Origin of the sequence: Chitinophaga chungangae (genome assembly GCF_017742215.1) — a bacterium.
Classification (GTDB): Bacteria; Bacteroidota; Bacteroidia; order Chitinophagales; family Chitinophagaceae; genus Chitinophaga; species Chitinophaga chungangae.
In genome coordinates this window covers 1,616,044-1,627,958 of sequence record NZ_JAGHKP010000001.1, presented here as the reverse complement: position 1 = coordinate 1,627,958, position 11,915 = coordinate 1,616,044, and the positions used below count along the sequence as shown (strand labels likewise).

General features: G+C 49.6%; 14 protein-coding genes. All 14 read right to left on the bottom strand.

Annotated elements, in window-relative coordinates; translation table 11 throughout:
• Positions 1–2 precede the first annotated feature (2 nt).
• A complete protein-coding gene (locus tag J7I43_RS06890; protein WP_209144589.1) occupies positions 3–362 on the bottom strand; it encodes a hypothetical protein in 360 nt (119 codons plus the stop codon).
• Entirely contained in the window at positions 334–636 is a 303-nt protein-coding gene (locus J7I43_RS06885; protein ID WP_209144587.1) for a hypothetical protein, read from the bottom strand. Before J7I43_RS06885 ends, J7I43_RS06890 begins: the two co-directional genes overlap by 29 nt.
• Positions 637–648: 12 nt before the next feature.
• Positions 649–1,611, bottom strand: a complete 963-nt coding sequence (locus tag J7I43_RS06880; protein ID WP_209144585.1) for a hypothetical protein — start codon at positions 1,609–1,611, stop codon at positions 649–651.
• Positions 1,612–1,629: 18 nt separating this feature from the next.
• Positions 1,630–2,160, bottom strand: a complete 531-nt coding sequence (locus tag J7I43_RS06875) for a hypothetical protein (protein ID WP_209144583.1) — start codon at positions 2,158–2,160, stop codon at positions 1,630–1,632.
• Positions 2,161–2,162: 2 nt separating this feature from the next.
• Positions 2,163–3,245 carry a hypothetical protein gene (locus J7I43_RS06870; RefSeq protein WP_209144581.1) on the bottom strand — a complete coding sequence of 361 codons (1,083 nt, stop codon included), beginning with the start codon at positions 3,243–3,245 and terminating at the stop codon, positions 2,163–2,165.
• Positions 3,246–4,268, bottom strand: coding sequence for a hypothetical protein (locus J7I43_RS06865; protein WP_209144579.1), 1,023 nt, complete (start codon positions 4,266–4,268; stop codon positions 3,246–3,248).
• Between the two features lie 483 nt (positions 4,269–4,751).
• A complete protein-coding gene (locus tag J7I43_RS06860; protein ID WP_209144577.1) occupies positions 4,752–5,585 on the bottom strand; it encodes a hypothetical protein in 834 nt (277 codons plus the stop codon).
• 3 nt (positions 5,586–5,588) lie between these two features.
• A complete protein-coding gene (locus tag J7I43_RS06855) occupies positions 5,589–5,960 on the bottom strand; it encodes a hypothetical protein (protein WP_209144575.1) in 372 nt (123 codons plus the stop codon).
• 10 nt (positions 5,961–5,970) lie between these two features.
• Positions 5,971–7,569, bottom strand: coding sequence for a zinc finger-like domain-containing protein (locus J7I43_RS06850; RefSeq protein ID WP_209144573.1), 1,599 nt, complete (start codon positions 7,567–7,569; stop codon positions 5,971–5,973).
• A gap of 1 nt (position 7,570) precedes the next feature.
• Positions 7,571–8,941, bottom strand: coding sequence for a phage terminase large subunit (gene terL, locus J7I43_RS06845; protein ID WP_209144571.1), 1,371 nt, complete (start codon positions 8,939–8,941; stop codon positions 7,571–7,573).
• A complete protein-coding gene (locus J7I43_RS06840) occupies positions 8,925–9,557 on the bottom strand; it encodes a terminase small subunit (protein WP_209144569.1) in 633 nt (210 codons plus the stop codon). The genes terL and J7I43_RS06840 overlap by 17 nt, the downstream gene beginning before the upstream one ends.
• A 94-nt stretch (positions 9,558–9,651) precedes the next feature.
• Positions 9,652–10,212 (bottom strand): hypothetical protein, encoded by a 561-nt coding sequence (locus tag J7I43_RS06835; RefSeq protein ID WP_209144567.1) that lies wholly within the window; start codon positions 10,210–10,212, stop codon positions 9,652–9,654.
• 400 nt (positions 10,213–10,612) lie between these two features.
• Positions 10,613–11,245 carry a hypothetical protein gene (locus J7I43_RS06830; protein WP_209144565.1) on the bottom strand — a complete coding sequence of 211 codons (633 nt, stop codon included), beginning with the start codon at positions 11,243–11,245 and terminating at the stop codon, positions 10,613–10,615.
• A gap of 10 nt (positions 11,246–11,255) precedes the next feature.
• Entirely contained in the window at positions 11,256–11,801 is a 546-nt protein-coding gene (locus J7I43_RS06825) for an SHOCT domain-containing protein (protein WP_236023299.1), read from the bottom strand.
• Positions 11,802–11,915 lie beyond the last annotated feature (114 nt).

Below are 11,915 nucleotides of genomic sequence, written 5' to 3'. Positions count from 1 at the left end.
TGTTACAGGTGTAATGATTCGCGAATTTTGTCGATGAAAACTGGTTGCAGGTCGTCGATATACCCGATTTTGAAAACCCCGCCGAGTCCGAAAATGCTCTCACCGTATTTGTCCACCAGCCACGGTCCCTTACGGTCCGTGCTCACCACCCCGAAATCATTCTGGCCGACTACCAGGAAGAGGGAGGCATGGAAGAACCCGGTATCTTTCAGCGTTACCCGATCAGTTGGTTGCCCTTTCTTCCGCTTTATAGCCTTGGTCGCTGGCCGGTACTCCGGCTTGATCCTTCCGCCGGTTTTTCGCTTTCCCGCGTTCAGTTGCTCTTCCTGCCACTCAATGAAGTCCTTCTTCGTCTGCTTCATGCTCTCCCGCGCCAGCATCTGTACGTTCGTCCGTCGGATTCGGTTCTGGAGTTGTGATATCCGTGTCAAAGCCCTTTAATTTAACGGAGGCAGGCCTGCGCCGGCCCCCGTACGGTTTCTCCTCTTTTATGGCAACAGGCTTGATACCGAGTTCGGCGGCATAAGAGTTGAGATCAGCATCCGGGTAAATCGGCTGGAAGCGAGCCATGAACTCGTCATAACTCAACTTCTTCACCGATTCACCAAAACTGATATTTGTGATCTTTTTCCTCATGCGATATGCAGTTTATACGCCGCGAACGACAGTTAAAGGAATCCCTTCGTAGCCAGTGATATCTGCGGCATCGAGCGCCGCGGCGTCCGCAAGCTCAATACGCACCTTCCCGGTGGCAGTAGCTGCAGTGTAATCAGGATCGGCTGTGTCCGCAGTAACAGTGATTGCCTTTAACCCCGCATTGGCAGCTACGGAGTCGATGTCGATTTCGTTACCCGTGGCGACGTTGTACATCTTCCACAAGCCCGCAACAGCCAACGCAGCTGAATACTGGTCAAACAGATTCGTTTGACTACATCCGGCCAGCGGGAGCACTTGGTAAACGCCCCCTGTAGGAGTTCCGGAAATCGTCAGGCCGATATCAACCAACCCCTTGATATCCTTTATCCAGGAATCAGCCTGCACAAAGCCTACGTTTTCATTTACATAGTTCGGCGCAAATGAATACCGGCTCCGGTAAATTGAAGGGTTGGTAAAATCATTCTCTCCCACCGGGTAAGTATAGTTTACCTTCAGCGGAATCGGAGCCAGGCCGGGGTTTCCATCGGCGTCAAGCTTGGTTGTACCTTGAAGCTTAAACTCCTCGTCATACCGGAAAAGGCCATAACTGAAATCGTTGTTAAACGACCTCATGCGATTTGACAGGCAGAGGCCGACATCCAGGAATTGATACGTTACATCGATATCCCCTTCTTTCACAAACACCTGCCTACCACTTGGCATAGCAGCAAATGTTGGATCATGGGTGTTGGGAGTTACCCCTTCCCATCCGTGAAAAGGGAATATTCTCTGGCCGATGTCGGCCAAAACCAAACTTTGGAATGTAGCTTGGAGATCGGCCAGCTGCGCTTTGGTCAATACGAGACCAATAGGCGCAAGGAAACCGCCGATAAATGCGAGAAAATCAACGGGGCACTTTCCGTATCCCGTGTTTTTGACCTTCTTTTCGCATTCCAGTTTATTTAATTCTGCCATTGTGATAGCATTTAAAAGTTAACAGTTATTGATATTGTACCTTAATTCGAAGTCAAACCGAAAGCAGTGATATGGATGCATGTCCCGTGCGTAAAGGCCGTCCAGATTATCCCTCTGGGCCATAGTCGTTCCAGCGTATTCTTGGAGCACCCTTTCAATGCCTGTCGAAATTTCTGTTACGGTGAAGCCGTAGATTCCGCCTTTAATGAGGTTCAGCACATCAACCCGCACTTCCTCATCGCCACGGTGCCCGATGGCTGGTTTAAGCTTTTCCAGGTTCACGAAGAAAACCAGGTGAACACTCGCCGTACTGGCAATATCTAACTCAGTGTCCCCAGAGATTCCGAAAAAGGAAAGAGCCGAAACCGTGTCATCTAGATAAACCTCCCGATACTCCCTGTTCCCCGTGTAAACCTCGGCTACGTAACCATCATCCTTTTGATTCCGGTAGCAGCGGCCGTACGCCGAATATTCGGCCGGTGTAATTCCCCAAACCGCGGGAAGCTTGCTGAACAAGTATCCCTGCAGCTTCTGGATGGGAATATCCATCCCTACCGGTTGAACCTTGGTGTATAGCATGGATCATTTGGTGAGGTGATTGTAAAAGGCTTCTCCTTTGGGAAAAAATTCAGGTTCAACCGTTTCATTTCCCTGTTAAGTTGTCCCTTCAAGCCGGTAGAGAACGGCAACTCCTCAGTCATCTTCTCCAAGTTGAGATCGATATACAACTGGTGGGCCTGCTCTTTCGATATCCTCTCCGTGCCGTTTGACCGTACACTGTTCATGATCTGCTCGACTACCATGGCGCCCATTTGCAGCCCGATGGCTGTGTCGAATGCCTGGGGGTTTTGCTTGATCACTTCTGTGTAATCATTGACGGAGGAGAATTCGATGTTGAGCCCGTAGGTCCGGGACGTGATGGGCGGGTTTGTACGCACAAAGTCCGTAGCAGTTGGCGCTTCGGCCTCAATCGCATCTGAGCGGTAGCAGTTAGCGCAGATCCAGGACCACGGGCGTTGATCGTAGGCTTTTACTCCAACCAGGTCACTTTGAAAGTACCCGATGTAGAATACTCCACTTTTCACCCCGCCGTCCATGTAGTTCAATATCCAGTCATCCGGCTCAACTACCACGATGGAATCCGCCTCAGTAGTTACTTCTAGAGTTTTAATCGGCAGTTTCTTTAAGGAGTTGAACAGGTAGATATTGAACGTCCCAGCGCCGTTGAAATAAAGCGATATGGCGTTCACCCGTACGGATCTAGCCGCATTGGACGAAACCTTTATCTTCCTACCCACGAACAGTCCACTATTCTCAATCAAAACGGGCTCCTGGTCGCAAACGTCGAACTCAAGCCTTTGCTCGATGATTTCGGACTGGTTAAATACGCCATCCAGAACAGCCGCAATTGAGCTTTCCTGCATCGTTTTGAGAAGTGCATTGAATGCAGCATCATTCATATTCACTTCCCCGGCAGTTTCCTTTATGCGCTTGAGGGAAATGATCGAATGAGCACCCTGAAAGTACCGCTTGGACTTGCTGGCCAAGTTGGCGGAATCGACAACCGGCGCACCGGCCTCTTGCCGCCAACCTACCCTACCAAAGAGTTTCGATATGACTTCGGTCCTGTACACTTACGCGATCAGTTGAGCGACTTCGTAAATGATGGATTCAGTTGCAACAGAAAGCGGGGCAACAGCCGGGGCGATATCCACGGAAATCTCCAGCTGCAGCACGTTGTCCTGCGCATTGCCGTTGGCCGCGGAGGTGTCAGCACGCTCTGTGTAGCCGTGAACAGCCAACACAAGACCGCTGCCCAGGGGATCTTCGATAGAGCCGTAGCCACCTGCGTAGGAATTGTAATCTCCCCATCCTTCACGGTTCTGTTTGGGAATCCACGGAAGCATTGCGAATTGACCCGCCGGCATGATTAGGGAGATACCACCAGCATAGTTGGCATCCTCCAGCTCCACGGATTCAACGATATTGAGCCCGTCAAACTGGAAATTGGTGTTTGTGGCGTTGCCACCGCCCTGGTTAGCGTAGAACTCACCATCTACATAGGTCTGCGGTGATGCGATCACGTCGAAGGTGCCTTTGTAGTTGTTCTGGCGCATCATGGACTTCGCCAGCTGGTAGAAACGCGCTTTGTTCGCCAGGGCGATTTCGAAGGCGTCATTGGTCGCATTGAAAGTGCCGCCTTGGGTGGCTGCGTTGATCTGCGTACGCTGTGCAAACAGGTAATCGATCAAAAAGGTCTCGATCGATTCATGAATGTTGATAGCTGCGTTCAGGAGTTGCTGCGCCAGGGTTTCTTCGAAGCCGAAGACGTTATTGTCCATCTGTTTGAGGGAAATGGAGAACTTGTCCACAAACTGCGTCCAGGTGAACGGCAAAACAAAAGAATCGCCGCGGGCGCCAGTGTGATTGTGGGTTCTTGCTGTGGTGGTTGCGCGTTTGCTGCGGGCAAGGATGTTACCTTCAACAGGGCGATCTTCGCGCTTGCGGAGTTCCTGGTGAGAAGGGATCAGTATGTCGAGGTTCTTTTGTGCCAGAATGGTGGCAGCAGATTGTCTTTTGCGAAGTTCGGCTTCAGTGAAGCGCTTTTTTAAACGAGCCTGAGCTTTTACAAGGTTCGTTGCTGAAAAATTTGGCATTGTTCAGAGTATGAATAATACTCCCATCATCTTGGGAAGATGCTTTGCGCAGTGTCTTGCGCTATATACTTTGCCAAATATCCTAGGCGAGTTTCCGGGCTTAATGGGACCACGTATCCTGGGTAATCCATCAGTGTCCAATGCAAATGTACTTTAAAATAAAAAACTCATAAAACAACCGAACAATTCTCTGAAATGAGCCACCGGCAATCATTACAAACGAATATAAATAAAACTCATGCTTCATGATGCGCTCATGGTGAGGTCCTTTTCTTCTGAGAGTTCGAAATGGTAATGACTGGATTCCTGAATGCCACATACCACCGTGTACATAATTTCTCCTGCCATATAGATGCGGAAAGAAGTTACAATGCGAACGTTTTGATCCGGGTCGCTCACCAGGTACACCTTCTGTCCTATTTCGTATTTGTTGTTTATGACCATCATGGCAAAATAAGGCCCCGCCGAAACGGGGCACTTTTATCAGTTATCAAGGTCGAAATCCTGGTTGTTCTTCACGAGGTCAGTCACGTAAGCCTGGAATTCGGAACTGTTGGGGCTTTTCCCCTGTGCCTTCCATTCGGCTTCCGCTTCGGACATCTTGCTTATGCTGGCCGGTGTACGGTCACTGTTCCCACCGCGGCCACCTTTTGGAGGTTCACCGCCGGCAACCGGAGCCCATTTGCGCTCGGTAATGTAGTCGGTCAGTACCACCTTGTAGTCTTTTTCTGCCTGCGTCTTTTCGTCGCGGATCACCTCTCCGTTCCGTTTGGCGATGATTTTACCAGATTCATCTTCTTCGAAGACAATCCCCCGGGCCTGGGCGCTCAGCAGGACCTCTTCCTGATCCACCGGCAGGCCGCTGGGTATCACGGCCAGGAGTTTGCTCTTCGTACCCAGTTGCTTTACCCTCTGGGCTTCCGCGTTGTACTTCTTCTCAAACTCCTGAATGTTGGTCTGAAGCTTGGCAATTACAGCGTCTTTCTCCTGAAGCTTTTGGTTCGGCTCGATCTTCGCATCCGCCAGGATTTTTGCCTGGAATGCGGTTACAAATTTGTCCGGATCCTTCCCCTCGAAGTCGAGGCCATGCTTGGTCCTCTGCTCCTTGATGAAGATTTCCAGGCCCGCATCTTTGCCTTCCGTGTACCCCAGCTTTTTCTGGTTCGTATCGCGGGTGCTCAGTTCATCCGCGGTGAAAATGGAAAGCTCCGGGATTTCCAGGGCAACCTCTTTATCGCTCTTCAGGGCCTCAGCAAACTTTGTTTCGTCCAGTTTCAGGAGCTTGGCAATCTTTTTCTGTTCGTCAGCTGTCAGCATAGGTTATTTTTTGAAGTATTTGATACGGGTGTTCTCAGAGTGGAGATTGAGGCGCTCGGCGCGGGCGTTGTCAATTCTAACGTCCTTGATCTTTTTGATCTTCTCCAGTTCAACCTGGCCGTTGCTGTCGCGGGTGATCCCCATTTTCCACTCCTCGTAATTGGGCCCGTCTTCATCAGCCTGATTTTTTTTGGCTGGCTTAGGCTCTTTCGGTTCTTTGGGGTCTTCGGGAAGTGCGGGGGCGTACAACTCTTCGATGAGCTTATCTGCTTCCGCTTCAGGCACTTCATTTTGCAGCATTTCCGCTTTCAGCTCTTCAGCAGTAAGCCCTGTTTCTTTCAGGCCTACATACTTTTTTCTTGTAGTGTGATGCATATTGTCAGTTTTAGTGAACGAATGTTTTCTCTTTCTCAATTACCATATCCTCTTTCGTATCCGCATACTCGCGGAGCGAGGTTCTCAACTCTTCAAGCTTTGCAAACAAGAGGATTGTTTCATGTTGTGTCCCGAGCCATTCAGTGAAATAGAGCTTCATTTTGTAGTCAGGGGTGCCCATTGCAACGTTCTTTGCCTCATTGATTGAGAGATGTACGAACGGCTCCAGCTTCATGAGGCGAAGGTGCTTTTGGAGTTCCAGGCTGTCATTGGAGTATTTCGTGTAATAGTAGTCCCGCAGGAGCTCATCGAGAGATGACTGTGGGGCGCCGGATGTTCTGGCATTGATGTACTTTTCCCAGATGGTGTCGGGCGATTCCACCAGGTATCGCCGGCCGTAATTGACAGAGCACCCTTTGAAGGATTTCGGGAAGTAGAAGGTTCCCAGTTCCTGGGTAACGAATTTTTCGATATCCTCGCCCCATTCCGAAAATTTACTGAGGCGCCGGATAACAGGCTGCGTGTCAATGAACCGGCCCGTTGCGGTATTGTTGTCGGCGTCTTCTCGCTGATGCGTCCCCCATACGGTTTGATTCATCAGATCCTCGAGCAACTTCAATTCTTCCGTCATTTTTGCCCAGCCGTCAATGTCAGGGGTGACATATCCAGCCACGTCCGGGGTAATCTTAGGATCACCCTGCTTCGGAATCGGCACGTTGATCGAATCCGCCACATCATGCCGCAACTTTTTGCCGGTGCCCTTACAGGTCTTACACGTTTCCCCGTTCTTCTCACCTACCCCCTGGCATTCTGAGCAGGTCGTGGTCAGCTGCCAGTACTTGGGAAAGCCGTGCATCAGCTTGAATACGCTCTTTATAGAGCCCTCACGAAGGAATTCATCCCCCAGCTCCACAATAGCCCAGAAAGGGGACGCAAAGACGTTCATACCGGGCTTTATGATATCTGAGACAACACGCGCCGGCACATGGCCGAAGTAGTTGGGAAAGGTTGAATTGGGTACGATTGAAAGGGTGTCACCCTCGTATTTATAAAGACGGTCAAAAGAGTCATCCACAATGCGAAAGATGTTCTTCTTCTCTGTGTTGAAGATGACGTAATCGAGCCTGCGGCCGTTCAGTTGGTAGTCATACACCCCCGCGATGCTTTTATGCGTCGGGTACGCCTCTCCCTTTGCGTTTACCTCTATGAAGATAAGGCCCATTGGGTCCATGAGGTACGCCGGCCGGGCGATATGGTCCATCCACTTCCGCAGGCTGTAGCCCCATTCTACCTCGCCCAGGTAATCCCGGAAAACGGGCTCGTCCGATTTTGGGAGGTTGTAATACACAGATCCCCCGCGGGCAGAAAACACCTCGTCGATTGGGCGACCGATCCTTTCGAACAGGTCTACATTTGAACGCGCGTACTTCTGGCGGATAGCCTTCTGGTCATCGTTCTCGAAAGTGTTGATCTTTTCCAGGTAGGTACTCATGCCGATCCCGGCAATATGAACCGCCAGCTTCTTGTTCATCCGCTTGCCTTCATCAACAATGGCGGCATTTGGCCGCTCCTTGAGAATTCTCTTTATGTCAACTGTACGCAGATTCATATTAATAGATTTTGTATTCTTCCGTTCCTTCAGCTTCAACCACCATGGTAAGCGCATCCGGGCCATCGTCGAACTCATTGCCTCCTTGTGCCATGTAGCCAGTAATTGCAGAATAAAACTCCGGCCACTTCAGGTCCCAGCCTTCCGGGAAATACACCATGTTCATAACTTCAGCGGCATTTGTGAATATTCGGACCTCTTTATTATCAGTTTGGTGATACCAGTCGAACGCTGTTTTCCTGTTTTTAAGTTCACGACAAATCTTCTCCACGTTACGGGCGAACCCGCGGCCGCCATTGTTCGATTCAACCCGGGCCCTCTGCGTATCCCACTTCGTCAACTGTACTGCGGTCTTATTCTCTGTCACCTCCATTCCCTCGGTAGTATACAGGACATCCAAAAGGTAGTATCCTGAAACTGTTGGCGCGTACACGATGCTGCAGAGGTAATCTTTCCCGAGGTCTGCGGTATCAACGACCGCCTTTCGCGTCTTCGCAGTCGCCGGAAGCTCCCGGTATATTTTCAAATTCTTATACAGTAAGCCTTCTCTCGGCTTGGGATCTCCCTGGTAAAGGCTTTCAAAAACATGAGAGTTTCTCAGCCGGGTCTTTTCGAGCTTCTCTTTGTTATGCCTTTCGGGCCATAGCGCTTCTCCTTCTTTCCGCGGATCGTGGTCTGTAGGCGGCCCCTTTTTAATTGCCGGGTAATTGATCACCACCCAGTCATCCTCCTTGGAAAGTAAATGCCCCAGCAGGTCCTTTTCGTGCCATCTGGTGAATACAATCAGCACCTGGCTGTCGTTGTGCAATCGCGAATCGGCTACCGTATCGTACCAGTCCTGAACATTCTCGCGCACCGTATGGCTCCAGGCCGACTTCTGATCCTTGTAGATGTCATCGATAATCATGATGTCTACCGGATCACCGGTAAGCGCACCACCAACGCCAACCGTCTTTATATTCCCTTCCTTGCCTGCGATATCGAACTCATCATGTGTTCGGACATAGTTCTTATCGCGTTCAGACGGAAGCCTGGCCTCCGGGAAAATTAGCTTGTAGTCGGGCTCATCCATTACTCGCTGAATCTCCCGGTTAAACTTCCGGGCCTTTGTGGCGTTGTACGACGCTATAGCTATTCGTAGATTAGGGTTTCGCCCGATCATGAATGCCGGTAAACGTCGGGTGCTGCCTTCAGACTTTCCGTGTTGCGGGGGAACGGAAATAGCAAGCTTCTTTATCTCACCCTTGGCAAACTTGTTAAGAACTTCGTAATACTTATCGTGAAACCAGTTAGGTTTGAAATTCGGTTTTGTAATCAGCGTGAAGTCACGCAAATGGCGTCGCGCAAGCTCAGTCTCATATATGTTCAACATTTAGCTTGCGTTTAATCTGTGCCATTACACGTAATTCTTCGTCCGTGAGCTTGGACAGGTCCGGCTGGGGAATGAGCGGAGTGCCGTCTTTACCGGTTAACTCTTTCTTTTCGGGTGCATTCCAGCCCATCACTTTACAGATGCTGTCCAGGGCTCCTTTCTTATCCCACATTTTGATCTTACGTGTCACTCCGACCTGGTGCCGCAGATCTCCATGGCCCTCAAAAAGCTCGTCAGTTTCCACACTGGATAAAGCTGCTGCGGCATCATCATCCAGTTCATGCAAGGGCTTCAATTCCCCTTCCGTGGTGAAATAGGCCCGGATGTCGGACAGCGCAATACGCGCATACTCCTTCATCACCCGTTCCTGGGTAAGCTCCAGCTTATCGAAAATCTTTGTGGTTCTTGCCTCGAGATAGGCTTTGATATTGGGTTTGTCCAGTAGGCGGGAGGCCACGACCATGGTGCCAGCGCCGTCTTTGTAACCTGCTTCAATAGCAGCCTGCCGGCCAATTCCGTGAATAAGGAAGCGGTCGGCAAACAGTCGCTCTTTAATTGATAAGGGCTTATCTGCGGGCGCAGCAGCCTCTTTCTTTGCGGTTACTTTCTTCGCCATTATAAACCAGCCCTGTAGTTATCAGGGAATGTTTATGCGAAGGTACAAAGTGAAAAAAATGCAAGTTAACTAATTGTATTTCATGTGAATACAATCACTGTTCGTATACGTGAAAATGGAGATTCGCAATCCTGCCGAACTCATAGGACCGCAACCACAGCTCACACCTTTTCAGAGCATAGCCATCCAGGTACTGGTTCAGCCAACATTTAAGGCTCACAGCCGGCTTTTCCTGCGAAAGTGCCAGGTCTCCGCCAGTGTACTTACCGGCGCCCTCTGATACATACGGAGTGCCGTAACAGGACACCAGGCGGGCGCAGAGCTCCTGCATGTATTGCGGGTTAACGTGGTTCATAAAGACGTCAATAGTCCAGAATGGCCGGCCGTTTACGTCCTCCCCTGTTTCGGCGTTCACAAAGTAATTTGCGTGAATAAGGGCCTGCCCGTTATATGTGCTGCCGTCTAGGGTCTGGTAAATGCCGATATCGACCGGCTGCAGCTTATCGCGTGTCAGCCGGCGCAGGTCGAAACCGATCAAACGATACAGATTCCCCAGAAGCGGGAACCTGCTGATCACAGATGTGGGGATGATGGCTCCCGGCAAATCCTGTGCATCTTGTCGCACTCGTCGCCCAAACCATTCGGCTATTTTCATTTTGCGTTTTTAGAATAATGACGCCCAGCCCCTGATGTCGAACATGCCATCCGGGCCTACCCAAGGTGTTTCCTTGCGTGTAACGCGGGCCCGCAATTCCTCCTTCCTGTCTCGCTGGACTGGTGGCTGAACAGTAAAAGAGAAAAGGCCTCCTGCCAACGGTTTACCGTTCGCGATGGCCTTCAATAAGAAATACCTGCTGGTCCGCTCTTTCTCCTGAGCTTCGGCTACAGAGGTGTAAGACTTAACCAACCTGCCGCGCAGGCTGAACTTGTAAATTGTGACTCCGTTTCGACCCATTTTATTAAAAAAAATGCGGCCTACTTAACTGGCAATTAGAATCTTAACAATTATTAGCTAAGATAGGGGTTTTGTTTTTATCTCACCATCTTTACTCCTTCTACGCCCTAAGTTTCTGATGAAGCGTCCCTTCGCTCGTGCCATTTGCGAAAAAACACTCGACACCACCGCCACTCCTTGAATATGCTGGAAGCGCGATACCTTGCTGAAACTCATCCCCGTTGGCAGCTTTGATTGAAAATACCCAGGATATTGGTAGATTGTTAGGAAGCGCATACCTTTCATGGGGAATTCGTAGGTGTGGAGTTGTGTCGCCAGGGATCATAAGTCCCATATTTGTAAAGTCGGTAATCCGAGTTGTAAATGAACCAGGTAATAATCTGCCTGTGCGACCATCAATTCTCCGATCTTGCTCAAAAGCTGAAAGCCTAACCCAGTAATCCGCTTCTGTTCCTTTGGCTTTTTGAATTGGCGCTTCGATTGCCGGAACTGACAACCGCCCGAGCTGGAAGACTGGCTCAAAATTTATTTCCTGGAACATCGAGGCGTCTTTGTATTCAAAACTGGGCACGAATCCCAATTTAATTTCAATCAATACCTCTGAATTCAAAACCAGCCAGTTCTTGCTGGATATTGCATCTGCAACAAACTGAAACCCCATTCCAGATTCAGGCAGCTGTAATAACTTTTTCTGAAGGCTCGCTGCGGCCTTGAAAATTGATTCTCGTGCCATATCAAAACAGTTACTGTTTATTCAACAACTTTTTCTTCTGGGTTTCAAACTCCAGCTGGGTTATAACGCCCTCATCCAATAACGCTTTCAATTTCCGAATTTCGTCTGCTACGGAGGTCATTTCCGCAGGTACGGGTTTCCACGTCGAATCTTCTGGCAATAAAATCTCCCCCGATTCGATTGCCGCATCAATCGTTGAAAAATAATTCGCAAGATTGCCTCCACCAAGTTTCAAAATAGGTATATAGCCATTTTTTTTATTCCCCGATACGAGGATATCTTTGATTTGAAACTTTGAACCTTTCCATCCCCCATTTAATGGAATAGCGCCAACTGCCACACTTCTTGTCGAAATATATTGATATTTTCCTCCTTGGTCGGACCCCATGCCGATCAACACGTACTCCCCTTTTTTAAAAACATGCCCTTTGGCTGTTATATAAACTTTCTCCTCTGGTAAGTACATACCAAAGGCCGTTTTCATTGTGTCCTTCTGCGCGCTCGCGGACGCTGTTAAGAACAAGAGCAAGGTAACAATTCCATTGAAGCACTTCATAAATAGGATTTGCCGTCAAGCGCCGAGCGCTATCTGTTTTATTTTGGTTTAATATAATCCTTAATAACTTTCAGTAAATCAACGTCCCAGGCTCCGTATGCAGACCGCAGAACA